The 26,039-nt window shown below is 74.7% G+C and carries 20 protein-coding genes and 2 pseudogenes; 7 read left to right on the top strand and 15 right to left on the bottom strand.

The window, feature by feature from the left end; translation table 11 throughout:
• Positions 1 to 54: 54 nt before the first annotated feature.
• Positions 55 to 831 (top strand): hypothetical protein, encoded by a 777-nt coding sequence (locus ACTMS2_RS13980; RefSeq protein ID WP_441175711.1) that lies wholly within the window; start codon positions 55 to 57, stop codon positions 829 to 831.
• A gap of 85 nt (positions 832 to 916) precedes the next feature.
• On the opposite strand, the gene ACTMS2_RS13975 is transcribed toward ACTMS2_RS13980, so the two are convergent.
• From ACTMS2_RS13975 to ACTMS2_RS13955, 5 genes are all read right to left on the bottom strand, one after another.
• Positions 917 to 1,966, bottom strand: coding sequence for a fatty acid desaturase family protein (locus ACTMS2_RS13975; RefSeq protein WP_441175710.1), 1,050 nt, complete (start codon positions 1,964 to 1,966; stop codon positions 917 to 919).
• Positions 1,967 to 2,108: 142 nt separating this feature from the next.
• Positions 2,109 to 5,798: an SCO7613 C-terminal domain-containing membrane protein gene (locus ACTMS2_RS13970; RefSeq protein ID WP_441175709.1), complete on the bottom strand. Its 3,690-nt coding sequence runs from the start codon at positions 5,796 to 5,798 to the stop codon at positions 2,109 to 2,111.
• Between the two features lie 47 nt (positions 5,799 to 5,845).
• Positions 5,846 to 6,166, bottom strand: a complete 321-nt coding sequence (cutA, locus tag ACTMS2_RS13965; RefSeq protein ID WP_088998604.1) for a divalent-cation tolerance protein CutA — start codon at positions 6,164 to 6,166, stop codon at positions 5,846 to 5,848.
• A 9-nt stretch (positions 6,167 to 6,175) separates the two neighbouring features.
• Complete coding sequence (locus ACTMS2_RS13960) at positions 6,176 to 7,192, bottom strand: 1-acyl-sn-glycerol-3-phosphate acyltransferase (protein WP_441175708.1); 1,017 nt, start codon at positions 7,190 to 7,192, stop codon at positions 6,176 to 6,178.
• On the bottom strand, positions 7,192 to 8,025 hold the full coding sequence (locus ACTMS2_RS13955) for a patatin-like phospholipase family protein (protein ID WP_441175707.1): 834 nt from the start codon (positions 8,023 to 8,025) through the stop codon (positions 7,192 to 7,194). Before ACTMS2_RS13955 ends, ACTMS2_RS13960 begins: the two co-directional genes overlap by 1 nt.
• 187 nt (positions 8,026 to 8,212) lie before the next feature.
• On the opposite strand from ACTMS2_RS13955, the gene ACTMS2_RS13950 reads away from it, so the two are divergent.
• Positions 8,213 to 9,733, top strand: a complete 1,521-nt coding sequence (locus ACTMS2_RS13950) for a serine/threonine-protein kinase (protein ID WP_441175706.1) — start codon at positions 8,213 to 8,215, stop codon at positions 9,731 to 9,733.
• Between the two features lie 9 nt (positions 9,734 to 9,742).
• Here ACTMS2_RS13950 and ACTMS2_RS13945 read toward each other — a convergent pair whose 3' ends face one another.
• The 10 genes and pseudogenes from ACTMS2_RS13945 to ACTMS2_RS13900 form a co-directional block, all read right to left on the bottom strand.
• Positions 9,743 to 10,804 (bottom strand): glycosyltransferase family 4 protein, encoded by a 1,062-nt coding sequence (locus ACTMS2_RS13945; RefSeq protein WP_441175789.1) that lies wholly within the window; start codon positions 10,802 to 10,804, stop codon positions 9,743 to 9,745.
• 208 nt (positions 10,805 to 11,012) lie between these two features.
• On the bottom strand, positions 11,013 to 11,684 hold the full coding sequence (locus ACTMS2_RS13940) for a BON domain-containing protein (RefSeq protein WP_441175705.1): 672 nt from the start codon (positions 11,682 to 11,684) through the stop codon (positions 11,013 to 11,015).
• A 178-nt stretch (positions 11,685 to 11,862) separates the two neighbouring features.
• Entirely contained in the window at positions 11,863 to 13,518 is a 1,656-nt protein-coding gene (locus ACTMS2_RS13935; protein ID WP_441175704.1) for a trypsin-like peptidase domain-containing protein, read from the bottom strand.
• Positions 13,519 to 13,580: 62 nt separating this feature from the next.
• Positions 13,581 to 14,801 (bottom strand): annotated as a pseudogene (locus ACTMS2_RS13930) (sensor histidine kinase); the annotation flags it as partial.
• Positions 14,802 to 14,974: 173 nt separating this feature from the next.
• Positions 14,975 to 15,137, bottom strand: a pseudogene (locus tag ACTMS2_RS13925) (two-component sensor histidine kinase); the annotation flags it as partial.
• Complete coding sequence (locus ACTMS2_RS13920) at positions 15,134 to 15,835, bottom strand: response regulator transcription factor (protein ID WP_089003225.1); 702 nt, start codon at positions 15,833 to 15,835, stop codon at positions 15,134 to 15,136. The pseudogene ACTMS2_RS13925 and the gene ACTMS2_RS13920, both read right to left, overlap by 4 nt.
• 74 nt (positions 15,836 to 15,909) lie before the next feature.
• Entirely contained in the window at positions 15,910 to 16,560 is a 651-nt protein-coding gene (locus ACTMS2_RS13915) for a PadR family transcriptional regulator (RefSeq protein ID WP_441175703.1), read from the bottom strand.
• An 88-nt stretch (positions 16,561 to 16,648) separates the two neighbouring features.
• Complete coding sequence (locus tag ACTMS2_RS13910; RefSeq protein ID WP_441175702.1) at positions 16,649 to 17,155, bottom strand: hypothetical protein; 507 nt, start codon at positions 17,153 to 17,155, stop codon at positions 16,649 to 16,651.
• Between the two features lie 92 nt (positions 17,156 to 17,247).
• Positions 17,248 to 18,042 carry a lysophospholipid acyltransferase family protein gene (locus ACTMS2_RS13905; protein ID WP_441175701.1) on the bottom strand — a complete coding sequence of 265 codons (795 nt, stop codon included), beginning with the start codon at positions 18,040 to 18,042 and terminating at the stop codon, positions 17,248 to 17,250.
• Between the two features lie 77 nt (positions 18,043 to 18,119).
• On the bottom strand, positions 18,120 to 18,896 hold the full coding sequence (locus ACTMS2_RS13900; protein WP_441175700.1) for a GNAT family N-acetyltransferase: 777 nt from the start codon (positions 18,894 to 18,896) through the stop codon (positions 18,120 to 18,122).
• Between the two features lie 149 nt (positions 18,897 to 19,045).
• On the opposite strand from ACTMS2_RS13900, the gene ACTMS2_RS13895 reads away from it, so the two are divergent.
• The 5 genes from ACTMS2_RS13895 (at position 19,046) to ACTMS2_RS13875 (ending at position 25,946) form a co-directional block, all read left to right on the top strand.
• Positions 19,046 to 19,708: a hypothetical protein gene (locus ACTMS2_RS13895; RefSeq protein WP_441175699.1), complete on the top strand. Its 663-nt coding sequence runs from the start codon at positions 19,046 to 19,048 to the stop codon at positions 19,706 to 19,708.
• Between the two features lie 131 nt (positions 19,709 to 19,839).
• Positions 19,840 to 20,775, top strand: a complete 936-nt coding sequence (locus tag ACTMS2_RS13890; protein ID WP_088998593.1) for an ABC transporter ATP-binding protein — start codon at positions 19,840 to 19,842, stop codon at positions 20,773 to 20,775.
• The gene (locus ACTMS2_RS13885) at positions 20,772 to 21,584 is read left to right on the top strand and encodes an ABC transporter permease (RefSeq protein WP_088998592.1); all 813 of its coding nucleotides are present in this window, start codon (positions 20,772 to 20,774) and stop codon (positions 21,582 to 21,584) included. Before ACTMS2_RS13890 ends, ACTMS2_RS13885 begins: the two co-directional genes overlap by 4 nt.
• Positions 21,585 to 21,866: 282 nt before the next feature.
• A complete protein-coding gene (locus tag ACTMS2_RS13880; protein ID WP_441175698.1) occupies positions 21,867 to 25,628 on the top strand; it encodes a multifunctional oxoglutarate decarboxylase/oxoglutarate dehydrogenase thiamine pyrophosphate-binding subunit/dihydrolipoyllysine-residue succinyltransferase subunit in 3,762 nt (1,253 codons plus the stop codon).
• Positions 25,629 to 25,766: 138 nt separating this feature from the next.
• A complete protein-coding gene (locus tag ACTMS2_RS13875; RefSeq protein WP_088998590.1) occupies positions 25,767 to 25,946 on the top strand; it encodes a DUF6104 family protein in 180 nt (59 codons plus the stop codon).
• Positions 25,947 to 26,039: the final 93 nt, after the last annotated feature.

Below are 26,039 nucleotides of genomic sequence, written 5' to 3'. Positions count from 1 at the left end.
GGTCGGGGTCGCGACGGCGTGGCCCCGGCCCACCCTGCGTGAGGAGATTCCACGATGAACACTCGACGGCTGGCGACCACGGGGGTCGCGCTCGTCGCCGCGCTCGCCCTCGGTCTGACCGGGTGCGGCACGGGGACGGACGCGGACGCTCCGGCCGGCGACGGCGGCGCCACCACCGGCGCGGCGCCGGCCAGCAGCGCCCCCGCCGACGCCCGCGCCGAACTGGGCGCCGCCGCGCAGAAGCTCAACCAGCAGAGCGTCAAGATGAAGCTCACCTCGCCGGTCATCAACGGCAGCGGCGTGATGGACCCGGCCACCAAGACCGGCGACATGACGCTGAAGATGGGCGCGGAGGGCACCTTCCGGATCCTGATGCTCGGCAACGACGTCTACCTGAAGGTCACCGGCATGCAGGGGATGCCGAAGAAGTGGATGCACATGGACGCCACCAAACTCGGCAAGAGCGGCCAGCTCAACCTGATGCCCGACGGCGACCCGGGCGGCGCGAAGCAGATGGTCCAGAGCGTGGTGGACGTCGAGAAGACCGCCCCGGGCAGCTACTCCGGCATCCTCGACTACACCCGCACCAAGCCCGACGACAAGGCCATCCAGGCCCTCGGTGACAAGGCCAAGGCCGTACCGTTCACCGCCAGGGTCGACGACCAGGGCCGGCTCGTCGAGTTCGCCATCGACACCCAGGTGCTGCACGAGTCGCTGGGCACCATGATCACCACGTACTCGGACTTCGGCGCCCCGGTCTCGGTGAAGAAGCCCGCCGCGAGCGACACGCAGGAGGCGCCGCAGGAGCTGATCGAGTCCATGGGCTCCTGAGCCGACCGCAACCGAACGGGGGCGGCGCCGGTCGGCGCCGCCCCCGTTCGCGCGTCGTCAACCGCGCGTCGTCAACCGCACCTCGTCAGCCGCGCAGCGGCCGGCCCACCTCGTTCAGGTGCGCGAGCGCCTGACGGTACGACTCGACGAGCCCCGTCTCGGCGTACGGGATGCCCCGCTCGGCGCAGTAGGCGCGGACGATCGGCCGGGCCCGGCGCAGGTTGGCCCGGGGCATGTTGGGGAACAGGTGGTGCTCGATCTGGTAGTTGAGCCCGCCCAGTGCGACGTCCACGAGCCGGCCGCCCCGCACGTTGCGGGCGGTGAGCACCTGCTTGCGCAGGAAGTCGAGGTCGTCGTCGGCGGTGGGCATCGGCATGCCCTTGTGGTTCGGGGCGAACGAGCAGCCCATGTAGAGCCCCCACAGCCCCTGGTGGACGGCGACGAAGAGCAGCGCCTTCAGCGGCGACATCACCAGCAGCAGCGCACCGAGGTAGCCCACGGCGTGCAGGACCAGCAGCAGCGCCTCCACCCGGCGGTGCCGCATCGGGGTGCGGAACCGGCCGTCGGAGTCGCGCCCCACGATCGCCTGCACGCTCGCCACGTGCAGGGCGAGCCCCTCCAGCAGCAGCAACGGGAAGAACAGCCACGCCTGCCGGCGGGCCAGCCGGCGGCCGAAGCCGCGGGTCGCGGCGGCCTGCTCGTACGTCCAGACCAGCGCGCCGGCCCCGACGTCGGGATCCTCGTCCTCGTGGTTGGGGTTGGCGTGGTGCCGATTGTGCTTGTCGACCCACCAGCCGTAGCTGAGCCCGACCGCCAGGTTGCCGGTGAGCAGGCCGATGGCCTCGCTCGGCCCCCGCCGCCGGAACATCTGCCGGTGGCCGGCGTCGTGGCCGAGGAACGCGACCTGGGTGGTGGCGACGGCCAGGAAGACGGCCACCAGCAGCTGCGCCCACGAGTCGCCGACCAGACCGACCGCCGCCCAGCCCGCCGCGAAGACGCCCAGCGTGAGGGCGATGCGGGTCACGTACCGCCCCGGACGCCGCTCCAGCAGCCCTGCCCCGCTGATCCGCCGGGACAACTGCGCGTAGTCACTGCCCCGCCGTACCGGCGGTTCCGCCACCGCTCCGAGCACCATCGCGGCTCCCGTCCTCGATCCCGGCTCGCGCCGGTCGGCGCGCCCTACCCCCAGTCTCCGGCGAACGGTTGCGCTGAGTAACCCTGCCCACCCCCGGGTTGGAGGTAGGGCTCGCCCTACCCCCGACCCCTGAGCGTGCCGGTCAGCCCATCCGGCCGAGGGCGGCCCGGAGCCGGGCCAGGTCGCGGCGGCGCCGCTCGTAGGTGGTGGCGAGCCCGATCAGCGTGAGCCCGCCGACGGCCAGGAAGATCCACCGGGGCAGCAGGTCCCAGCCACGGACCAGCTCGTGCAGCGCGAGCAGCGCCAGGGTCACGCCGCCCAGCAGCACCGGCGCCTGCCAGCGGCGGGTCGCCCCGGCCAGCACCGCGCCGAGCGCGGCGACGCCCAGCAGCAGCCGCCGCCACGGCTGGGGGTCCGGGGCCACCAGCACCGACACCAGGCTCGGCAGCAGCGCGGCCGCCAGCCCCGGGCCCAGCGCCAGCCAACTCGTCAGCCCGGGCCGGGTACGCAGCGCCACCACGCCCGCCGCGAGGGCCAGCGCCGCCGCCGGCACCGTGTAGGCCTCCAGCAGCGCCACGTCCCCGGCGGCCAGCAGCAGCCAGCCGCCGAGCAGCTCGCTGCCGCCGGCGATGCCCGCGAAGACCCACCGTCGGCCCGACGACTCGCCCCGGCGCAGCACCCGCAGCGCGACGGCGGCGCCCCACAGCACGCACACCGCCGCGGCGTGGCGCAGCGAGCCCACCGCGAGCAGCAGCGCGACCAGCGCCACCGCCTGGGCCGCCGCGTCCAGCGCCACCGCCTGGGCCGCCGCGTCCAGCGCCACCGCCACGGAACGCCCCCGGTGGGCCGGTACGGCAGCTGCGGCGGCCAGCGTGAGCACCGCGACGGCGAGCACGCTGAAGGCGGCCGTCCGTACGGGCAGCCCGCCGGCCAGCGGCGCGACGACCGCCAGGCCCGTCGCGGCGGCCACCGCGACCAGGGCCCCGGACAGCCGGGCGTCGTCGCGGCGGGCGGCGACGCCGACCACCGTCGCCGCGACCACGAGCACGCCGAGGCCGGCGATCGTGCCCGCCCGGGTGGCCAGCAGCCCGAGCAGCCCGGACGCCGCCAGCACCAGCCCCACCGGCACCCCGACCGGGGCGAGCAGCGGGCGCGGCGCGGCCAGCGCGGCGGCCAGGACCAGGGCTACCCCGCCGAGCAGCGTGACGACCGGCAGCACCGGCCAGGGCACGCCGGCGGCCATCTGCAGCACGGGCAGCGCCGCCGCGGCGAACGGCACCGCGACCAGCCCGGCCCGCCACCAGGCGGCGCCCGCCGACGGGACCGCCTCCTGGGCGGCACCGGGCCGGACGAGCGGGGCGGCGGCACCGGGTCGGACGAACCGGCCGGCGAGCACCCCGGCCACCGCCAGGGCGGTCAGCGCCAGACCCACCGGGAGCGCGTCCGTATCGGCCCGGACCGTGGGCGCACCGGACCAGGGCGGCACGTCGCCGTACGGGGCGACGAGCGCCGTCAACGTCACGGGGACCGCGGTGACGACCGAGACCACGAGCAGCCCGACGCCGGCCACCCGCAGGGCGACGTCGGCGCGCGCCGCACCGCCCAGCGTCGCCAGCAGCACCGCCACGGCGGCGTAGAGCGTCACCGGTTCGTCGGCCGGTACGACCACCGCCGCCAACCCGACCGCCGGGAGGGCCACGGCGACCCCGACGCAGGCGTACGCCCCCAGGTCGGGCCAGTGCCGGCGGACCGCGAACAGCCCGGCGGGCAGCAGCGCGACGGCGGCCAGCGCCGCCCGCGCCTGCCACCAGGCCGGCGCACCGGCGGCGAGCAGGGCGACGACCGCGCCGGCCGGCACCGCGAGCGGCACGACGGCCAGCGCCGTGCCGGCCATCCGGCGCTGCGCGGGCGTGCCGCGCCGGCCGGCCGCCGCCACGGCTGTCCCCGCGACCAGCACCACCGCGAGCGCCGCCCCCGCCCCCACGGGCGCGGCGAACCCCACGACCAGTGCGTGCCCGAGCAGGACGGTCCCGGCGCCCCCCGCCGCCAGGACCGTCCAGGACCGGACGCCCGGACGGCCCACCGCGACGGCGAGCAGGCCCACCGCCGCCACCAGGTCCAGGGCCACCACGGCGGGCCAGGGCGACGGCCAGCCGGCGGGCACCGCCAGCACGACGGCCGCCCCGCCGATCGCGGCCAGCGCCGGCCGGGCGGGCCTCGGCAGCAGCAGCGCCAGGGCGGCCACGGCCAGCGCGATCACCACCGGAAGCTGCCATCCCCGGCCGAGGTCGGGCCCGGCGTCGGCCCCCTGCCACGGCGGCAGCGACCGGCCCGCGGTGGCGCTGGCGAGCGCGACGGCCAGCAGCACGGCGAGCTGGGCCGTCACGCCGGCCACCAGCAGCGCGCCGGCGCGGGGGCCGGTCCGCCACCCGGCGGGCAGCAGCCGCACCGCGCCGGCCAGGGCCACCACGACCAGCGCCGTGAGCAGCGGCGACAGGCCAAGCTCCGCGAGCGGGCGGACCACCGCGCCGGCCAGCACCGGCACCAGCAGCGCGGCGGCCACGGAGCGGAACACCGCCCCGCCGGTGAGTAGCGCGGTGCCGAGCAGCGTCAGCGCCACCAGCAGCAGGGGCGCCCCGGCCAGCAGCGGGACGCCGGCGGCCCTGCCGACGGTCAACGGCACGAGCGCGCAGCAGGCGGCCACGAGCAGCGCGCCGGCGTGCCCCACCCAGGCGAGGACGCGCCCGGCGAGGACCGCCGGCCGCTCGCCCGCCGGACGGGCCGGCACGCCGGCGGCAGCCGGAGTGCCGCCCACCGCACCGGCCGCCGTCGCGGCGCCGGTCGCCGGGCCACCCGCGCTCGTGGCACCGCCCGCCGGGCCGATCGGCACGGCGGCGGTCGCCGGGCCGCCCCGGCGGCGCAGCGCAACCAGCACCGCCAGGTCGAGCAGCGCCACCCCCAGGAAGACCATCGACCAGCCGGCGGCGTCCGGCCGGGCGTCGGCGGCGAGCAGGGGCAGCACCGGCTGCGCGGTCAGCAGGGCCGCGAACCACGGCACGGTCAGCCCGCTCAGCCGGGCGTACCCGGCCGCGACCGCCGCGCTGGCCCCCCCGACCAGCGCGGCGTACCGGGTGCCGGGCCAGTCCGCCACGCCGACCAGGTCCACCGACCAGGCGGCGTACCCGTCGAGGAGCACCAGCAGCAGGCCGACGGCCGCGAAGGTCTCCGCGGTGCCGCGCAGCCCGCGCCGTACCGCCACCAGGGGCACGGCCAGGGCGAGCGCGGTGAACGCGAACAGGATCAGGGCCCGGCCGGCGACCCCGACCGCCGCCCAGGCGACCGCCGTGAAGACCACCGCGGCGGTGCCCAGCAGCAGCCCACCGAGGACGAAGAGCAGGCTCTGCACCGTACGGGTGGAGGTCTCCGCCCCGCCGACGCCGACGGGCACCGGGGCGACCGGCCCCCGGCCGGGCCAGGCCGGCACCGGGGTGGTGCCCGGCGGGGTCACCCCCGGCGCGGGGCGTACCGGCGCGGGAGCTGCGGCGGGCGCGGGGCGTACCGGCGCGGGAGCCGCCGGGCGCGGCACGGGGAACTCCGCGCGGATCGCGGCGGCCAGTGCCGCCCGGCGCTGCCGGGTCGCGCCCAGCCGGTCGACGAGCCCCTGGTACGCCGCGCGGGCCCGCTCGACCTCGCCGCCGAGCGCGACGATCTCCCGGTCGAGCCGGACCACCTCGGCGGCGGCCGGGTACGGCGGCCGGCCGCAACCGGAGCAGCCCGAGCCGAGATCGGCCGACGCGCCGCAGGCGGGGCAGGGATAGCCGGTGTTCTGCACCCGGTCATCATGGTGGCCGGGAGATCACCTGAGAAGAGTGCGGATACTCAGGGCCGGGTGTGCTCGTGCACCCAGGTGGCGTAGCCGGGGTCGCCGCTGTCCACCCGGGTGACCAGGATCTCCGGCACCTCGTACGGGTGGCTGGCCCGGATCTGCTCCACCAACGCGGCGGCCCGGTCGGGCGCGGTCTTGAACTGCACCGACCACTCGGTGCTGGTCTCCACCCCCTCACGCCACCAGTAGGTGCTGTCCACCTGGCCGCCCACCTGTGCGCAGGCCGCCAGCCGACCCGCGACCGCCGCCGCCGCCATCACGTCGGCGACCGAGCGGGCGTCCACCACCGTCGTCACCACGCAGATCTGGTCCACCAGCGCACCCTACGCGGCACCGTCCCGATTGGCCGCGATCCACTCGTCGATCCGGGCCCACCAGTCGAAGAGCCAGTCGATCCGCTCCTGCCGACCGACCGGCACCTCCTCCGGCGGCACCGACCAGAAGCGCATGGTGATCCGCTTGTCCATGGGCAGTTCACGCCACACGTCGCCGACGGTGAGCATCCGGTCCAGGCCGGTGTGCGCCACGAAGATCACCCCGGCGTCGGGGGCCGCCTCCAGGGCCGCGAGCAGCCCGCCCGGCTGTGGGGCGAGCACGTGGCGCAGCCGTTCCGCGCGCCGCGCCATCCGCTCCAGGCCGAGGCCGCGCAGGCGGTCGATGGCCCGCAGCCGGCGGCCGGGGGTGAAGTTGCCGCCCTCCGGGAAGATCACGAAGGCGTCGTCGTCGTCCAGGCCCTGCGCCAGGTGCCCGATCTGCTCGGTCACCGATCCCCGGCCCTCCGGACCCGGCGCGAGGAAGCGGTTGGGCAGCCGGTTGAGCAGCACGTCGACCGCCGGATCCCACTGGAGGCTGTCCTTCAGCACGATCCGCGGCTCGCGGTTGAACCAGTTGACCAGGGCGTGGATCAGGATGAACGAGTCGCCGGGGCCGGCGTGCCGGCAGAGCACCAGCTCGGGCCGGCCGGGCAGCGCCGTGTCGGGGTCGGTGCCCACCACGTCGATGTTCAGGTGCAGTGCCCAGCGGGCCTGCCAGAAGAGCACCCGCAGGAACCAGCCGGCGAGCACGTAGTGGGCCCGCTGGAAGCCCGGCGACCGGACCTGCCAGCCGAAGCCGGAGGCCACCCAGAGCAGGAAGAGCGCGAGCAGCGCCGCCGCGTCCCAGACCAGGTAGACGCAGCCGAGCCAGAGCAGGCGCAGCGGGCGGAGCCGGCCCGGGACCAGCGGCGAGACGGCCGCCGCGAGCAGCGCCCAGACCGGCAGGGTCGTCACCACCAGGAAGGCGAGCAGCACCACGCCGGGGGCCAGGAACAGTCGGCGTGCCCACCGCGGCGGCAGGGGCATCAGTGCTCCAACTGCGTCGCCAGGTAGCGCCGGGAGGCCGTGTAGGCGCGGCTGATCCGCCGCCCCACGGCCGCCATGTCCCGGTAGGCCCACGGCGTGTCGTCGCGCGGCTCCAACCCCCCGGTGGGCAGCACGTGCACCTCCACCCCGTCGGGCAGGGCCGCCATCTCCCGGGCGAACCGGTGCCGCCGGGCGATCTCGAACGCGACCTGGGCGATCTCCCAGGGCCGCCGGGGCGGGCTCAGCTCCCGTTCGATCCGGCCCACCTGGAGTACGAAGATCCGCGTGGCGCCCACCGCGACCGCCTCGCCGATCGGGATGGAGTTCACGATGCCGCCGTCGATGTAGTGCTGGTCGTCGATGCGGGCGGGCGGCAGCAGCCCCGGCACCGAGGCGGAGGCGAGCACGGCCGGCACCAGCGGCCCGCTGTCGAACCAGTGCTCGGCGGCCCGCTCGATGTTGGCCGCGCAGCAGCGGAAGGGCACCTGGAGGTCGGCGAAGGTGGTCTCCGCGCCCAGCTCGGCCTCCAGCAGCTTGCGCAGCGGGCGGGGCGAGTGCAGGTGGGTACGGGCGGCGAACCGGCGCAGTTGGCGGGCCACCGAGTCGCCGTACACCTCGCTCGCCTCCGGCGAGGCCCAGAGCCGGACCAGCCGGTCGGTGACCACCTCGGACGGTTCGGCGGCGACCAGCGCGCCGTTGACCGCCCCGATCGAGGTGCCGAGCACCACGTCGGGCCGGATGCCGGCCCGGAACAGCGCCCGCAGCATGCCCACCTCGACCGCGCCGAGGACTCCCCCGCCCCCGAGCACGAACGCCACCGGTCCCCGCGACATGGCTTCATCCTGGCACGGGCGGAAAAGGGGCCGTCCGGTGCCGCCCGGCGGGATGGCCCGGGCGGCGCCGGCGGTCGGGTCCGGGGGGCCGCCCGGGAAGGGCCGCCCCCACGAGTAGCCGACCGTTGACAGGCCCGACACATTCGCGCAACCTGATAGCGCTCCCACAGCGAGGCAGGTGCTATCCGTGAAGCCAGCACTGCACCCCGGCCGGTTGCTGGCCCGCCGGTACCGGCTCCTCGACCAGATCGGTGCCGGCGGCATGTCGGTGATCTGGCGGGCGCACGACGAGGTGCTCGACCGGGTCGTGGCGCTGAAGGTGCTCGCCCCGTCGCTCGCCGCCGACGCCCGCTTCCGCGACATGGTGCGCGAGGAGGCCCGCGCCGCCGCCCAGCTCGTCCACCCGCACGTCACCTCGGTGCACGACTACGGCGAGACGGTCGCGCCCGACGGGTCGATCACCTCGTTCGTGGTGATGGAGCTGCTCGCCGGCGAGGAGCTGGAGGTCCGGCTCACCGAGGGGCCGCTGCCGTGGGCCGAGGCGGTAGAGGTCGGCGCCCAGGTGGCGGACGCCCTCGCCGCCGCCCACCGGCTCGGCATCGTGCACCGGGACATCACCCCGGCCAACGTGATGATGACCCGGGCGGGGGTCAAGGTGCTCGACTTCGGCATCGCCACCCGCATCGGCGCGCCGGACGACGACGAGGACGGGGGCACCTTCGGCACGCCCGCGTACGTGGCGCCGGAACGACTCGACGGGGCACCCGCGCAGCCGGCCACCGACGTGTACTCCCTCGGCGTGCTGCTCTACGAGGCGCTGACGGGTCGGGTGCCGTACCCGGCGGACACCTGGGAGCAGCTCAGCGAGGCGCTCGCCGGTGACGGCCCGCCCCCGCTCGCGGACATGCCGGGCCTGCCGCCGGAGGTGGCCCGTACCTGCCTGCGCTGCCTGGAGCGCGACCCGCTGGATCGCCCCACCGCCCGCCAGGTCGCCACCGTCCTGCGCGACCAGCTGCTCCCCGCCGACCCGCAGGCCGCCACGATGCTCGCGCCGACGGTCACCCTCCCGACGCTGCCGCCACCGGCGGGACCGGCCGGGACGGCGGAAGAGCGCGGGGCGGCGGATCCGGGCGGGACGGAGCCGGACGGCGGGGCCGAGTCGCGCAGCGCCCGCCTCGCCCGGGAGCGCCGGCGACGCCGCCTGCCGCGGCCGGTGCTGATCGTGCCGGTCGTACTGCTCGTGGGGGTGGCCCTGGCCGTGCCCGCGATCCGCCAGGAGGAGACGACCCCGCCCCGGTCGCTGCCCACCACGGGCCCGTCCGATCCGCCGGCCTCCCCCACGCCGACGGCCGACGCCGCACCGCCCCCGGCGGCCTCCCCGCAGCCGACGTCCGCCGCGCCGGTCGCACCCCGGCCGACCCCGACGCCCCCCGGGCGCGACGACCTCATCGAGGCGGCCAACCGGGTCGACGGGCTGATCGGCGCGGGGCTCGACGACGGCGGGATCCGGCCCGACGTCGGCCTCGACTTCCGCAACGAGCTGCGCAACCTGACCGACGCGGTCCGCGCCCGCTCGGGCGACCTCGGCGAGCGGATCGCCCGGCTGCGCGAGAAGGTCGCGGTCCGCCACGGCGAGGGTGCCGTCACCGACGCGTACGCCCGACGCCTCGACAGCGCCATCACCGCGCTCGGGGCCGCCCGCGTCTGACGGCGGCCGTCAGCGGGCCGGGGCCCGGACCGGCTCCCGGGCCGCCCGGTCGGGGGCCGTACGCGCGATGAAGCGGTGGTACACCTCCTCGTAGCCGGTGGCCATCCGCTCCGTGGAGAAGCTCTCTGCCACGTGCGCGACGCAGGCCGCCGGGTCGAGCTCCGTCGCCGCGCGCAACGCGCCGGGCAGCTCGTCCACGCGCTCGCAGATCAGGCCCGTCCGGCCGGGCCGGACGAGTTCCGGCACCGCCCCCCGGTCCAGCGCCACCACCGGCGTGCCGGTCGCCATCGCCTCCACCATCACCATGCCGAACGGTTCGTCCCACTGGATCGGCATGATCAGGCAGCGGGCCTCGACCAGCAGGCGCAGGGCCTCGGCCCGGTCGGCGTCGAGCACCACCCGGACGTCCTCGCCGAGCAGGGGCCGGACCACCTGGTCGTAGTAGCGACGCTCGGCCGGCTCGTTGCACTTGCCCGCCAGCACCAGCGGCAGGCCGGCCTCCCGGCACGCCCGGATGGCGAGGTCCGGGCCCTTGTCGGGGCTGAACCGGGCCAGCCAGAGCACCGGCCCCCGCCCGGGGGCGCTCTTGTGCGGCACGCCCCGGACGTCCATCGCGTTGTGCACCGTACCGACCCAGCCCAGCGCCGGGTTCAGGCGGCGCTGGGCGTGCGAGATGGCCACCAGCCCGACCCCCCGGTCGGTCTCGCTGAGCACGTCGCCGTACTCGCCCACCGGGTTGCCGTGCACCGTGGCCACCGTCGGCACGGCCCGGTGGCCGGCGATCAGCGGGCCGATCGTCGTGTGGTCGTGTACGACGTCGAAGTCCCCCGCGTGCACGCGGTGGTTGACCCGGGCCAGGTGGGCCAGCTCGGGCAGCGCCTCGCCGAGCCGGTCGAACTGGAGTTCGGGCACCGTGGAGACGAACGCGGCCGCCGTCCCGTGTTCCTGGCCGGCCCCGAAGACGGTGACGGCGTGACCCCGGCCGACCAGCGTCTCCACCAGGCCGGTCACCACCTGTTCCAGGCCGCCGTAGCCGGGCGGCGGCACCGACAGCCACGGCGGCACCACCATCGCGATCCGCAACGGCCGCGCTGCCGATCGGTCGGGCGACGGACGGTCGACGGCCACGGACACCTCCCAGTCGGTCACTGCTGTGGAGCACCGGCCGCCCCACCGCGACCGTCTCCCGGCTGCGCGGGCGGAATCGGCGACGCTGCGCGGACGGAATCGGCGACGGTTTCCCGAGGGCGGCACCACTAAACGGGACGCCGTGGGCGGGTCACCCGCCCACGAGAAGACGGTCCCGCACCGCCCGCACCCCCTCGGCCGACCACGCCACCCGCTCCGCCTCGTCCCGCTCCCACCAGGAGCGGACGACCCCGGTGAGCACGACCGTGTCCCCGTCCAGTTCGACGGTCACCCGCTCCGTGCCGATGCCCCGCCCCAGCGCCCGCTGGAGGTCGCGCCGGGTCCGACCGGTGTCGGGACGGGTGACGGGCCGCACCTCGACCAGGTTGGTCACCCCGCGTACGCCCCGCAGCCGGCGCAGCTCCCGCTCGGCGGTACGCCGCTGCCAGCCGAACTCGACCTCGCCGCGGAGCATCACCCAGCCGTTGGCGACGGTGACGTCCAGCCGCTCCGCCGGGACGAAGCTGTCCCACTCCAGCGCCCGGCCCGCCGCGATCGCGATCTCGGCGTCCGTACGCCCCGGCTCGCCGGGCAGGCGCACCTCGACGTCGTCGGCGACCGCCCGCACCCCCCGTACGCGCTGCGCGCAGCGTTGCGCCGCCCACTTGCGCGCGTACGCGTCGACCTGCCCGGTCAGGGTGACCACGCCGTCGTCGACGCTCACCCCGATCTCGTTGGGCTGCACCTGGGCGTCCCAGGCCAGCTCGTCGAGCACGTCCCGCTGGATCCGCTCGTCCGTCCGGTCGGCCGCTGCCGTGGTCATCGCACCCCTCCGTACGCCTCGCCGGGTCCTGCCTCTGCGACGGTGCCGGCGCGACGGGTGACGGCGGTTCACCCGCACCGGGTGAACCGCCGTCGAGAGTGAGCGGCGGGTGACGGAGCCAACCCCCTTGGCCCCGCCACCCGCCGCCGGAGGGAGGAGGAATGTCTTCGGTTACCGGTTACGACGTCTCGGCGAGCGTCACGGTTGCCCTGGCCTCGGTGCCGTTGCGCTTGTAGGTCACCTCGACCCGGTCACCGACCTTGCCGGCCTGCACGGCGCCGACCAGGTCGTCCGAGTCGTTGACCGCCTTGTCGCCGAACCGGGTGATCACGTCGCCGCGCTGCAACCCGGCCTTCTCGGCGGCGCTGCCCGGGGTGACCGCCGCGACCAGGGCGCCCCCGCCCTCGGCGGCGGTCACGCTGACCCCGAGCGACGGGTGGCTGACCTTCTCGCCGCGCTGGAGCTTGCCGGCCACGTCCTTGGCCTTGTTGCTGGGGATCGCGAAGCCGACGCCGATGTTGCCGCTGCTGCCCTGCCCGGCGGTGGCGATCGCGGTGTTGATGCCGATCACCTCGCCCCGCGTGTTGACCAGGGCGCCACCGGAGTTGCCCGGGTTGATCGGCGCGTCGGTCTGGAGCAGGCCGGCGATCGAGGAGGCGCCCTGGTTGGGCTCCTGCCGCTGCTCGCCGCTGCCCGCCTGGATGGTGCGGTCCCGGGCGCTGAGGATGCCGGCGGTGACCGAGCCCTGCAGGCCCAGCGGGCTGCCGAGGGCGAGCACCTGGTCGCCGACCTGCATCGCGTCGCTGTCGCCGAACGTGGCGGCCTTCAGGCCGCTGACGCCGTCGGCCTTCACCACCGCCAGGTCGGTCTTCGGGTCGGTGCCCCGGATCTGGGCCTGGGCGGTCTTGCCGTCGGCGAAGGTCACCACGACCTTGCCGTCCGTGGCGGAGGCGATCACGTGGTTGTTGGTGAGCACGAAGCCGTCGGCGGTGAGGATCACGCCGGAGCCCTCGCCGTTGCCGGTCGCGATCGACACGACGCTGGGCTGCACGGCGGCGGCGATGCGGGGCAGGTCGGCGCTGTTGATGACCGGCGCGGCGGAGTACGTGCGGGTGATGCCCGAGTCGCCGTCGACGGCCAGCGCGAGCGCCCCACCGGCGACGCCCGAGCCGAGCATCAGCGCGAAGACCGCCACCCCGGCGCCGGCGAACTTGGCGATCCGGCCGGGCCGGGGGCCCGTCTGCGGGGCCGCCCAGGGCGGCACCGGCTGGCCGGAGGGGTGCGGCTGGTGGCCGTACGGCTGTCCCGGCTGGCCCCCGCCGCTCCAGCCGGACTGCTGGCCGTACCAGGGCGCGCCGGGCTGGCCGGCGGCCTGCGGATGGCCGGGCTGACCCGCGAGGTGCGGGTGACCGGGCTGGCCGGCGGCGTACGGGTGGGCGGGCTGGCCCGGCTGGTGCTGGCCGGGCAGCGGGTACTGCGGGGCCGGCGCGTAGGGGCCCGGCGGGGCGGGCCGGACGGGCGGGCCGGCGGCGTCGGGGGCACGGGCCGGCTCGGCGGCGGGCGGGGCGCCGTCGCCGGCGGTCGCGCCCGGCTCCGCGGTACGCGGTGCGTCGGCACCGGCCGGGACGGATCCACCGGCGGCAGGGGCGGTCGGGCCGGCGGGATGCGTGGTGAGGCCGACTGTGGGGGCGTCACCGGACGTGGTGGCGAAGCCGACGGTCGGGGCGGAGTCGGACTGCGCGCGCTCGGCGCGCGGCAGCTCGGCGGTGGGGTGCGACGGCTCGGCGTCGGGGTGGGCCGGCCGGCGCTGCGGGTCGGACTCGTGCTCGGTCATGCGTCCACCTTGACGCGCACCACTGCGATCCGCCTGGAACCGACCTGAATGTTGGCTGAAAGTCACTCGCCATCGCCCTCGGCGTCCGGCACCAGCGGGAGTCGGACCCGGAAGGTCGATCCCCCACCGGGGGTCTCGGCCACCTCGACCGTGCCGTGGTGGGCGCGCACCAGCGCTGCGACGATGGCCAGGCCCAGCCCGGTGCCGGTGTTGCCGCCGGCCCGCCGGGTACGCGCCGCGTCCACCCGGTAGAAACGCTCGAAGACCCGCTCCGCCTGCTCAGGGGTGAGCCCGGGACCGGTGTCGACCACCTCCACCACGGCCAGGTTGCCCGGCTCGGCCCGCAGCCGCAGGGTCACCGCGGCCTCCGGCGGGGTGTGCGTCAGGGCGTTGGTCATCAGGTTGCCGATGACCTGGCGCAGCCTGGCGTCGTCGCCGTAGACCACCAGCGGGCCCGAGCCCGGCGCGACCTTCAGTTCGATCCGGCGCTCCGGCGCCATCACCCGGGCGGCCTCGACCGCCTCGCTGGCCAGCACCGGCAGCTCCACCGGGGCGAGGGCGAGCGGTCGCTCCCGGTCCAGCCGGGCCAACAGCAGCAGGTCCTCCACCAGCAGCCCCATCCGGGCCGCCTCCTGCTCGATGCGCCGCAACAGGTCGGCGGTCTGCTCCGGCGCGCTGGCCGCGCCCTGGCGGTAGAGCTCGGCGAAGCCCCGGATGGTGGTCAGCGGGGTCCGCAGCTCGTGCGAGGCGTCCGCCACGAACTGCCGCATCCGTTCCTCGGAGCGCCTTGCCCGCGCCTCGGAGGCCAGCGCCGCGCCGGCCGCGTCCCGGGCCACCGCCTCGGCGGACCGGGCGGCGGTCTCCGAGGCGGCCCGCGCGGTGAAGGCGACCTCGATCTGCGTGAGCATCGCGTTGAGGGCCCGCGACAGCCGGCCCAGCTCGGAGGTGGGGAAGGGTTGCCCCTCCTCGGGGTCGGGCACCCGCCGGGTGAGATCGCCGCCGGCGATGGCGGCGGCCGTACGCTCTATCTCCACCAGCGGCTTCAGACTGGTCCGGACGATCGCCGCGCCGATGGAGGCGAGTAGGATCAGCACCGCCCCGCCGACCAGCAGGTCTATCCAGACCAGCTGCTTCACGGCGCGGTCCACCTGGGTGAGTGGCTGACCCACGGCCAGCACCGAGCCGTCCTGCTGTCCCGTGTAGACCACCCGCCACCGGGTGCGGCCGTCGTGGGACATGACGGTGCGGGGTTCGCCCTCCAGCGCGGCGAATCCGCTCCGGTCGCTGGGGAAGTCGGGCAGTTGCTCGGGGTCGAGGCTGATGTCGTCGTAGGCCGTCCGGTACACCCGGTTCTCGTCGGCGAGCGACACGACGTAGCTGCTGGGCAGCATCGCCTCGAGCCGACCGCTGCGCAGCCCGGGGAGCAGCTGCCCGAGCCCCTGGCTGGCCGACTTGATCTGGCCGTCCACCTGGCCGACGAGGTAGTCGCGGAGGAAGAAGGCGGTCAGCGAGCTGATCACCAGCAACGCGGCGGCGACCAGGGCCAGCACCGCGGCGACCAGCTTGACCCGCAGGGGGACGCTGCGCAGCCGCGCCTTGCCCTGGTCGAGCGGTTTCACGCCGCCGGCTTGCGCAGGACGTAGCCGACGCCCCGCAGGGTGTGGATCAGCCGGGGCTGGGTGTTGTCCACCTTGCGGCGCAGGTACGAGATGTAGGACTCGACGATGTTGTCGTCGCCCCGGAAGTCGTAGTTCCACACGTGGTCGAGGATCTGCGCCTTCGACAGCACCCGGTTGGCGTTCAGCATCAGGTAGCGCAGCAGCTTGAACTCGGTCGGCGAGAGCTGCACCCGCTGCCCGGCCCGGTGCACCTCGTGGGTCTCCTCGTCCAACTCCAGGTCGGCGAAGGTGAGCCGGGAGGGTGCCTGCTCCCCGCTGCTGGTGCGCCGCAGCACCGCCCGGATCCGGGCGGTCAGCTCCTCCAGGCTGAACGGCTTGGTCACGTAGTCGTCGCCGCCCAGGGTGAGGCCGCGGATCTTGTCGTCGGTGGCGTCGCGGGCGGTGAGGAAGACCACCGGCGTACGGGTGCCGCCCTCGCGCAGCATGCGGATGACCTCGAAGCCGTCCAGGTCGGGCAGCATCACGTCGAGCACCACCAGGTCGGGCCGGTGGTCCTTGGCGGCGTTGAGCGCGGCGCTGCCGCTCGTCGCGGTGGCCACGTCGAAGCCCGCGAAGCGCAGGCTCGCGGAGAGCAGTTCGAGGATGTTGGGGTCGTCCTCGACGACGAGCAGTCGCGCCTCGGTCTGGGTAGCGGCCATGCCGCCCATCATCCGCGCTCTCGCTGCGTCCGCGCTGGGCACTCGCTGGAAAGAACCTGTGAGGCGGTAGTCGCTCAGCGCAGCAGCCGGCGCAGCCCGTCCAGCGCGCCGTCGAGCAACCGGACGGCCGTACGCAGCTGCACGTCGCTCGGCCGGCGGGCCCGCACCAGGGCGGCCGCCTCGGCGGCGAAGGCGGCCAGCCGCTGGTCGAACTCGTCCAGCGGCGTCGGGGCGGGCTCGGACGCCGAGGACGGGCCGGCGGGGGGCACCGGTGCGGGGCCGGGCGAGGGGGCGGGCGTCGGTCCCGGGCCGGGGGACCCCCAGCGCGTACGGCCGGGCCGCCGGGCCTCACGCAGCTCCCGCTTCAGGTCGCGCACGGAGCCGCGTACCTCGCCGCGGAGCTCCCCGGCCAGCGCGGACAGCTCCTCCACCGAGGCGGCGATGTCCGACTCCAGGGCGGTCAGCTCGCCGGCCCGCTGCCGCAGCTCGGCCCGGCCCGCCTCGGTGATCTCGTAGACCTTGCGGCCTCCGACGGCGGTGTGGGTGACCAGCCCGCCGGACTCCAGCCGCTGCAACCGGGGGTAGATCGTGCCGGCGCTGGGCGCGTAGAGGCCGAGGAAGCGGTCCTCCAGCAGGCGGATCAGCTCGTAGCCGTGCCTGGGGCCGTCGTCGAGGAGCTTGAGCAGGTAGAGCCGGAGCCGCCCGTGACCGAACACGGTGGTCACGGCAGCTCCTCCTCGTCCATGGCAGGACATTAACGCGATACATCGCGACACCACAACCGGCGCTCCGGTCGGGACGCGGCGCCCCGGCTCAGCGGGCGGCGCGCAGGTCCCGGGCGAGATGCGCACGCCGGAATCCCACCGTGGCCAGACGCCGCAGGTCGGCGCGGTTGTCGTGCATGAGCTGGACGTGGAAGTAGTTGACGTACTCGAGGGCCGCGAAGATGCCGAAGGCCAGCCCCGGGTACGACTGCGCGCCGGGCGTCCGCACGGCGGCCACGGCGCAGGCGGCGAGCACGGCCGCCAGGAGGACCGGTAGGGCGGCCCGCGCGGTGGCGAAGTGGCGCAGGCCGGGCAGGCGCGACCGCCCGAGGCGCAGTTGCCGGAGCTTGAGTGCCCAGTACGCCGCGCCCACCACGAGCAGGGCCGCGACGGACCCGAAGCCGGCGAGGTTCGCCGCCGTCAGCGGCACGTCCACCACCCGGAACCACAGCCACGCCTGAAGGGGGACGTTCAGCAGTTCCCACCCGGCCAGTGAGCGGAGCCGACGCCGGGCCGCCTCGCGCGTCGGGCCGGCCGACGGATGGGTCCTGGGCACGTCCCTCACGATGACACAGCGCCGGCCGCACACCCGACGGGCACCGCCGCCGGGGAGGACGTACCCGACGGGCACCGGCACCCGGGCGCAGGTCAGGCGGCCAGGCCGAGCCCCCGCCTGCGGGTGGCGGGCGGGGTGACCGCCGCGAGGTGCACGACCGACTCGGCCGCCCGGGCGAGCAGCCGCCGGTCCGCGCCCGGGTCGGGGTGCAGGGCGGCGGAGACCGTCACCCGCACCTCCAGGTCCCGGGCGGCGAGCACCCGGCGTACCGAGCGGAGCAGGTCGTCGTCGCCGACGAAGGCGGCGGCCGTGGTCGGCGCGCCGGTCGCGGCGCACCGGTAGCCGATCCGCAGCGGCACCACCGGCGCCCCGGCGTCGATGGCCGCCTGGAACAGCGCCGGACGGAACCCCCGCCCGGGCCGGCAGCCGGCCGCGTCGGCGGTGCCGCACCACGTCGTACCCTCCGGGAAGACCGCGACCGCGCGACCAGCGCGCAGGTCGGCGGTGACCCGGGCCACCGTCGCGGGCAGGTCGCGAGGGCGGGAACGGTCCACCAGGACGGTGCCGGCCGCCGCGGCGAGCAGCCCCACCAGCGGCCAGGACCGGACCTCCCGCTTGGCCACCATCCGGGCCGGCGCGACGGCCAGCAACGCCAGCACGTCCAGCCAGGAGGCGTGGTTGGCGACCAGCAGCGCCCGCCGCCGGGGCGGCCGGCCGCGCGCCACCAGGCGTACGCCGAACGCCCGCAGCGTCCACCGGGCCCAGCCGCGCACGCCCGCCGCCCGGGCGGCGGCCGGCAGCACCGGCAGCAGCACCGCCAGGCCCGTTCCCGCCGCCAGCATGCCGAGCACCGCGAGCAGTCTGGCGAGCCGTCGGGCCGGCGACACGGCCGGTACCTCGCCGGCGGCCGGCAGGCACGCCGGCCCGCAACCCGACACGGGCAGCCAGAGGCGTCCGATCGCGCTCAACGCTCCGCCCCACCGAGGAAGTGCCGCAGGTAGCGGGGGTTCATCCGGTCCAGGGAGAACAGCACGTAGAAGTCGGCCACCCCGAAGTCCGGGTCGTACGCCGGCTCGCCGCCGACCCAGGCACCGAGGCGCAGGTAGCCGCGCAGCAGTGGCGGCACGGCCCGCGCCGCCGGGCCGCCGTCCGCCGCCGGGCCGCTCGCCACGCCCGGCTCGGCGAACCAGGGGCGCCTCGGGCGTACGCGCAGTCGCGGCGGGGCCAGGTGCCGCGCGGAGACCTCGTCCCACACCCGCGCGACGGTCCCTCCCCCGTCGGCCACCGGCACCGACGCGCAGCCGCCGAGCCAGCGGGACCCGCGCAGGTGCAGGTAGCGGACGATGCCGGCCCACATCAGGTTGATCACCGCGCCGGAGCGGTGGTCGGGGTGCACGCAGGAGCGGCCCGCCTCGACCAGGTCGTCGCGGAGCGGGTCGAGCGCCCTCAGGTCGAACTCGGTCTCCGCGTACCGCCGGTCGGTGCGCCCCGGCGGGAGCAGCCGGTACGTGCCGACCACCTCGCCGGTACTCTCCCGCCGGACGATCAGGTGGTCGCAGTACGCGTCGAAGTCGTCGACGTCGAGCCCGGCGGCGCCCGGGCGCAGGATCGCGCCGAGTTCGGTGGCGAACACCTCGTGACGCAGGCGTTGCGCGGCCGCGACCTCGCTCGGGTCGTCGGCGATCAGCAGGGTGTATCCGCTGGTCGTCAGGGGTGCGCCAGCGGCGTGCAGAACGGCCATGGGACCTGTGTAGGCGGCCCGGGTTGCCGGCCGGCGGGGTGAGCGGTGTCGATGAGGTGAACGGCCCGTGCCGGAGTCGGACGGACGGCGTGCGAGGCTGCCGGGGGCGTACCGGCGACGGGGCCGGGCGTCGCCGCCGGAGGTGTCTGATGATCATCGAGTCGCGTTTCAACGGGCCGCCCGGCTCGGGCAACGGCGGCTGGAGCGCCGGGGTCTTCGCCGCCGGGGCCGCCGGCCCGGGGCCGGTCGAGGTCACGCTGCGTCGCCCGCCCCCGCTGGAGATCCCGCTCACTCTCGCCGACGGCGAGGTCCGCGACCCGCAGGGCCTCCTCGTCGCCCAGGTCCGCCCCACGGAGGACCCCCGGGCGGTGGTGCCGCCGGTGGAGCTGGCGGCCGCGCGGGCCGCCTCGGCGGCGTACCCCGGGCTGGTGGACCACCCCTTCCCGGGCTGCTACGTCTGCGGCCCGGACCGCCCCGACGGGCTGCGGATCTTTCCGGGGCGGCTGCCGGACGGCCGCACCGCCGCGCCGTTCCGGGTGCCCGCCGCGGTCACCACGCCCACCGTCTGGGCCGCGCTGGACTGCCCCGGCGGCTGGGCGGTGATCGCCCCCGGCCGGCCGTACGTCCTCGGCCGGATCGCGGCGGTGGTCGCGGCGCTGCCGGAGCCGGGCGACGAGTGCGTGGTGACCGGCGTCATGGTGGGCGGGGAGGGCCGCAAGGCGCTCGTGCACACCAGCCTGTACGCCCCCGACGGCACCCTCCTGGCCTGGGCCCGGGCAACCTGGATCGCCGTGGCGGACGACGCCGGATAATCGTCCCTGGGGATGAGGGCCTCCTGCCTGAGGCGGAGGTCGATCTAGGAAGCACGCCTGATTGACCTGGTTGCGCCCGCCCGCCACGCTGTGTCACGGCGTACCCCGACGCCACCGCACGAAGGAGAGCAATGACTGACGGGCAGAGAAGCCCCACCGGTGACGGTCAGATCGTGGTGTCCGGCCTGACGAAGCAGTACAAGAACGTACGGGCCGTCAACGACCTGTCGTTCACCGTCGAACCGGGGCGGGTGACCGGCTTCCTCGGCCCCAACGGCGCCGGCAAGACCACCACGCTGCGGATGCTGCTGAACCTGGTCACGCCGACCAGCGGGACGGCCACCATCGGCGGGCGTCGGTACGCCGACCTGACCGACCCGCTGCGGCACGTCGGTGCCGTGCTGGAGGCGTCCAGCGCGCACAAGGGCCGCACCGGCATCAACCACCTGCGGGTGATCGCGGCGGCGGCCGGGCTGCCGAAGCAGCGGGCCGACGAGGTGCTGGCGCAGGTCGGGCTCACCCCGGCGGCGAAGCGCAAGTTCAAGGGCTACTCGCTCGGCATGAAGCAGCGGCTCGGCATCGCCGCCGCCATGCTGGGCGACCCCCGCGTGCTGGTCCTCGACGAGCCCGCCAACGGGCTCGACCCGGAGGGCATCCGGTGGATGCGCGGGTTCCTCAAGAACCTCGCGCACGAGGGCCGTACGGTGCTGGTCTCCAGCCACCTGCTGTCGGAGATGCAGCTGCTCGCCGACGACGTGGTGATCATCGCGGCCGGGCAGCTCGTCCGGCAGGGCACGGTCGAGCAGGTGATCGGCTCGATGGCGCAGGGCATCCGGGTGCGGGTACGCACCCCGCAGGCCGACGCGCTGATCGCCGCCCTCAAGGAGGGGCCGGCCACCGTCGACCGCGACGAGCACGGCGTCCTGCTGGTGGGCGGGGTGGACGCCCCGACCGTGGGCCGGGTCGCCCTGACGGCGGGCGTCGAACTGCACGAACTGACCACGGAACGGCCCGACCTGGAACGGGTCTTCCTGGAGCTGACGGCCGGAAAGGCGGGCATCCGATGAACCTCGTCCGGTCCGAGCTTCTCAAGATCCGTACCACCAGCACGTGGTGGTGGCTGGCCATCGCCGCGTTCCTGTCGATCGCGCTGGCCTTCGCCTTCAACGCCTGGGTCGCCAACGAGACGTTGAACGGCAACGCCGAGGAGCTGGGCGTCACCGGCGACCAGGCCTCCGCGGCGGCGCAGGCCGCGAACCTCTACACCTCCGGGCAGTACCTGGGCCTGATGTTCGTGATGCTGATCGGCATCCTGATGGTCACCAACGAGTTCTTCCACCAGACGGCGACCACCACGTTCCTGGCCACGCCGCGGCGCACGTCGGTGATCCTCAGCAAGCTGGTCGCGGCCAGCCTGCTGGGCATCGGCTTCTGGCTGGTGACCACGCTGATCGACCTGGCCGCCGGGGCGGTGTTCCTGTCGGCCAACGGCCACGGCACCCTGCTCGGCGAGTGGGCCGTGCAGCGGGCGCTGCTGCTCAACCTGCTGGCGTACGCGATCTGGACGGTCCTGGGCATCGGCATCGGCACGCTGATCACCAACCAGCTCGGCGCGGTGATCACCGCCGCGGTGCTCTACCTCGTCGGCACGCAGGTGGTGGGGCTGCTGTTCATGCTGCTGTCGAACCTGCTGAACAGCGAGGCCGTGGTCAAGTGGCAGGTGATCTGGCCCGCCATCGCCTCGACCGTGATGGTCAGCGAGGGCCAGACGGACTTCACCCCCGCGTGGTGGGTCGGCGCGCTCGTGCTGATCGGCTACGCGGTGGTGAGCGGGGTCGCCGGTGTCCTGATCACCCGGCGGCGCGACATCTCCTGACGGATCCGCCGCGACGACGGGGCGGGGGTGGTGCCCGGCACCACCCCCGCCCCGGTCGCACCGGGCTCCGCCCACATTCCGGGCCTTATCAGGAGCCGACGGAACACGCAGCGTTTGGTGAACTTCTGGCATCTTCTGTGAAACCGGCCACGCGTCGGAGGCGGAAATGCCTGTGGCATCCGTACGGCGTAGCCTGGGAGCCGTCTCGTGCGCGCTCGAAGGCAGGGCGACACCGGACACCGCGTGCCACACAAACCCGCGTGAAAGAGGCGATTACCGGCCGTGTCGACCCAGCAGACTTCGCAGGAGAACCCACTGGCGGGTTTCGGTCCGAACGAGTGGATCGTCGAGGAGATGTACCAGCGCTACCTCGCCGACCCCACCAGCGTCGATTCGGCCTGGCACGACTTCTTCGCGGACTACCGCCCGGCGCCCGGCGCCGGGAAGCCGCGCGGAGCTGAGCAGGCCCCGAAGCCGGCCGCCGCGCCGGAGCCCGCCGGCCAGCAGGAGGCGGCCACCACGGTCGCCCAGCCGGCCGAGAAGAAGCCGGCGGAGAAGAAGCCGGAACCGAAGCCGGAACCCAAGGCCGAGCCCAAGGCGGAGAAGCCCGCCGCCAAGGCCGCCCCGGCCAAGCCGGCGGCCACGAAGGCGGCCCCCGCCAAGCCGGCGGCGGCCAAGCCGACCGCCACCGGCACGCAGACCACCCCGCTGCGCGGCGTGGCGGCGAAGATCGTCCAGAACATGGACGCCTCGCTGGCCGTGCCGACCGCCACCAGCGTGCGCGCCGTCCCGGCGAAGCTGCTGGTCGACAACCGCATCGTGATCAACAACCACCTCACCCGTGGGCGCGGTGGCAAGGTCAGCTTCACCCACCTCATCGGCTACGCGATGGTCCGCGCCCTGGTCGCCCACCCGGAGATGAACAACTCCTTCGCCGAGGTCGACGGCAAGCCGGTCATGGTCCGGCCGGAGCACGTCAACCTGGGCATCGCGATCGACCTGGTGAAGCCGGACGGCAGCCGCAACCTGGTGGTCCCCTCCATCAAGGCCTGCGAGCAGATGGACTTCCGGCAGTTCTGGCAGGCGTACGAGGACGTGGTCCGGCGCGCCCGCCGCAACGAGCTGACCATGGAGGACCACTCCGGCACCACGATCTCGCTGACCAACCCCGGCGGCATCGGCACCGTGCACTCGATGCCGCGGCTCATGCCGGCGCAGAGCGCCATCATCGGCGTCGGCGCGATGGAGTACCCGGCCCCCTACCAGGGCATGTCCGAGGCCACCCTGGCCGAGCTGGCCGTCAGCAAGGTCATCACCCTGACCAGCACGTACGACCACCGGATCATCCAGGGCGCGCAGTCCGGCGAGTTCCTGAAGGTGATGCACGAGCTGCTGCTCGGCGAGCACAACTTCTACGACCAGATCTTCACCTCGCTGCGCATCCCGTACGAGCCGGTGCGCTGGATGCGCGACGTCGCGGTCAACAACGAGGGCCAGATCAACAAGACCGCCCGGGTGCACGAGCTGATCCACGCGTACCGCGTGCGCGGTCACCTGATGGCCGACACCGACCCGCTCGAGTTCAAGATCCGCAAGCACCCCGACCTGGACGTGCTCCAGCACGGGCTGACGCTCTGGGACCTCGACCGCGAGTTCCCCGTCAACGGCTTCGCCGGCAAGCAGCGGATGAAGCTGCGCGACATCCTCGGCGTGCTGCGCGACTCGTACTGCCGCCGGGTCGGCATCGAGTACATGCACATCCAGGACCCGGAGGAGCGGCGCTGGATCCAGGAGCGGATCGAGCGCAAGTACGAGAAGCCGTCGGCCGACGAGCAGAAGCACGTGCTCAACCGGCTCAACGCCGCCGAGGCGTTCGAGACCTTCCTCCAGACCAAGTACGTCGGACAGAAGCGCTTCTCGCTGGAGGGCGGCGAGTCGCTGATCCCGCTGCTCGGCGAGGTGCTGGAGGCCTCCGCCGAAGGCGGGCTGGACGAGGTCGTCATCGGCATGGCCCACCGGGGTCGGCTCAACGTGCTGGCCAACATCGTCGGCAAGCCGTACGAGAAGATCTTCTCGGAGTTCGAGGGGCACCTGGACCCGCGCTCCACGCAGGGCTCCGGCGACGTGAAGTACCACCTGGGCCAGAACGGCAAGTTCACCACGCCCGACGGCGACCACGCGGTCAAGGTCTCGGTGGTGGCGAACCCGTCGCACCTGGAGGCCGTCGACCCGGTGCTGGAGGGCATCGTCCGGGCCAAGCAGGACCGGATAGACCTCAAGCTGGAGGGCTATACCGTGCTGCCGCTGGCGGTGCACGGTGACGCCGCCTTCGCCGGTCAGGGCGTGGTCGCCGAGACCCTCAACCTGTCGCAGCTGCGCGGCTACCGCACCGGCGGCACGGTCCACGTGGTGGTAAACAACCAGGTCGGCTTCACCACCGCCCCGGAGTACAGCCGCTCCAGCCTCTACAGCACCGACGTCGCCCGGATGATCCAGGCGCCGATCTTCCACGTCAACGGCGACGACCCCGAGGCCGTGGTCCGGGTCGCCCGGCTGGCCTTCGAGTACCGGCAGGAGTTCAACAAGGACGTCGTCATCGACATGGTCTGCTACCGCCGGCGCGGGCACAACGAGGGCGACGACCCGTCGATGTCCAACCCGCAGATGTACAAGATCATCGACTCGAAGCGGTCCGTCCGCAAGCTCTACACCGAGGAGCTGATCGGGCGCGGCGACATCACCGTGGAGGACGCGGAGGAGCTGCTGCGCGACTACCAGTCGCAGCTGGAGCGGGTCTTCAAGGCCACCCGGGACGCCGCCACCACGCCGCGGCAGCTCAGCCGCCCCAAGCGGGAGGACGAGCCGGAGCCGCAGGTGGAGACCGCCACCGACGCCGCCGTCGTCAAGGCCGTCGGCGAGGCGCACGTCAACCTGCCGGAGGGCTTCACCCCGCACAAGCGGATCCAGCAGCTGCTCGACCGGCGGGCCAAGATGTCCGTCGAGGGCAACATCGACTGGGGCTTCGGCGAGATCATCGCCTTCGGCGCGCTGCTGCACGACGGGGTCACCGTCCGGCTCGCCGGGCAGGACTCCCGCCGGGGCACCTTCGTGCAGCGGCACGCCTCGGTGGTCGACGCGCAGACCGGCAACGACTACCTGCCGTTGCAGTCGCTGACCGGCGACGGCGAGCGGTCCCGGTTCTTCGTGCACGACTCCCTGCTCAGCGAGTACGCGGCGATGGGCTTCGAGTACGGCTACTCGGTGGAGAACATCAACGCGCTGGTGTGCTGGGAGGCGCAGTTCGGCGACTTCGTCAACGGCGCCCAGTCGGTCATCGACGAGTTCATCTCCTCCGGCGAGGTGAAGTGGGGCCAGCGCTCCGCCGTCACCCTGCTGCTGCCGCACGGCCACGAGGGCCAGGGCCCGGACCACACCTCCGGCCGCCCCGAACGGTTCCTCCAGATGTGCGCCGAGGACAACATGCGGGTGTCGATCCCGACCACCCCGGCGAACTACTTCCACCTGCTGCGCCGCCAGGCGCTGTCGCCGAAGCGCAAGCCGCTGGTGGTGTTCACGCCGAAGTCGCTGCTGCGGCACAAGCTCTGCGTCTCCCCGGTGGAGGACTTCACCACCGGCACCTTCCAGCCGGTGCTGCCCGACTCGGGCGCCCCGGCACCGGAGCAGGTGAAGCGGGTGCTGCTCTGCTCGGGCAAGGTCTACTACGACCTGTTCCAGGCCCGTAACGAGCGGGGCGTCACCGACACCGCGATCATCCGGATCGAGCAGCTCTACCCGATGCCGGTCGAGGAGATCCGGGCCGCCCTGGCGGCGTACCCGAACGCCGAGGACTTCGCCTGGGTGCAGGAGGAGCCGGCCAACCAGGGCGCCTGGTCGTTCGTCGCGCTCAACCTGCTGGAGCACCTGGCGGACGTACGGCTGCGCCGGATCTCCCGCCCGGCGGCGGCCGCCCCGGCCGTGGGCTCCGCGAAGATGCACGAGGTCGAGCAGACCGCGCTGATCGAGGCGGCCCTGCCCCGCCCGTGACCTGACGCACCGCCGAGCGCACCGGGGCAGAGCCGTCGACACGACGGCTCTGCCCCGGTCGCCGTCCCGCCTCCCGCCGCCGGCAGGCCCCGGCGGCACCACGGCCCGCACAGCAAGCGACGAAGAGGAACCGACAGCATGTACTTCACCGACCGCGGTATCGAGGAACTGGTCGAGCGCCGGGGCGAAGAGCAGGTCAGCATGGAGTGGCTCGGCGAGCGCCTGCGCGACTTCGTCGACCTGAACCCGGAGTTCGAGACCCCGATCGAGCGCTTCGCCACCTGGCTGGCCCGCCTCGACGACCCCGACGACGAGTAGCCCCTGCCTGGACTGCGCCGGGCGCCGCGACAACTTCATGATCGACGAAAGGGGGCGAAGGACCCGAGCCGGGAATCCGAAGATCTTCTAGGG

Source organism: Micromonospora sp. SD12 (genome assembly GCF_052068495.1).
GTDB lineage: Bacteria > Actinomycetota > Actinomycetes > Mycobacteriales > Micromonosporaceae > Micromonospora > Micromonospora echinofusca.
This window is presented reverse-complemented; position numbering and strand designations above follow the sequence as displayed.

Bases quoted from the DNA above. Each gene is read 5' to 3' on its own strand.
- ACTMS2_RS13945 (WP_441175789.1), bottom strand. From the start codon at position 10,804: ATGGTGGTGCCGCCGTGGCTGTCGGTGCCGCCGCCCGGCTACGGCGGC.
- ACTMS2_RS13920 (WP_089003225.1), bottom strand. From the start codon at position 15,835: ATGGCCGCTACCCAGACCGAGGCGCGACTGCTCGTCGTCGAGGACGAC.
- ACTMS2_RS13875 (WP_088998590.1), top strand. From the start codon at position 25,767: ATGTACTTCACCGACCGCGGTATCGAGGAACTGGTCGAGCGCCGGGGC.
- ACTMS2_RS13975 (WP_441175710.1), bottom strand. From the start codon at position 1,966: ATGGTGCTCGGAGCGGTGGCGGAACCGCCGGTACGGCGGGGCAGTGAC.
- ACTMS2_RS13960 (WP_441175708.1), bottom strand. From the start codon at position 7,192: ATGCCCCTGCCGCCGCGGTGGGCACGCCGACTGTTCCTGGCCCCCGGC.
- ACTMS2_RS13900 (WP_441175700.1), bottom strand. From the start codon at position 18,896: ATGGCCGTTCTGCACGCCGCTGGCGCACCCCTGACGACCAGCGGATAC.
- ACTMS2_RS13895 (WP_441175699.1), top strand. From the start codon at position 19,046: ATGATCATCGAGTCGCGTTTCAACGGGCCGCCCGGCTCGGGCAACGGC.
- ACTMS2_RS13980 (WP_441175711.1), top strand. From the start codon at position 55: ATGAACACTCGACGGCTGGCGACCACGGGGGTCGCGCTCGTCGCCGCG.
- ACTMS2_RS13890 (WP_088998593.1), top strand. From the start codon at position 19,840: ATGACTGACGGGCAGAGAAGCCCCACCGGTGACGGTCAGATCGTGGTG.
- ACTMS2_RS13940 (WP_441175705.1), bottom strand. From the start codon at position 11,684: ATGACCACGGCAGCGGCCGACCGGACGGACGAGCGGATCCAGCGGGAC.
- ACTMS2_RS13885 (WP_088998592.1), top strand. From the start codon at position 20,772: ATGAACCTCGTCCGGTCCGAGCTTCTCAAGATCCGTACCACCAGCACG.
- ACTMS2_RS13955 (WP_441175707.1), bottom strand. From the start codon at position 8,025: ATGTCGCGGGGACCGGTGGCGTTCGTGCTCGGGGGCGGGGGAGTCCTC.
- ACTMS2_RS13935 (WP_441175704.1), bottom strand. From the start codon at position 13,518: ATGACCGAGCACGAGTCCGACCCGCAGCGCCGGCCGGCCCACCCCGAC.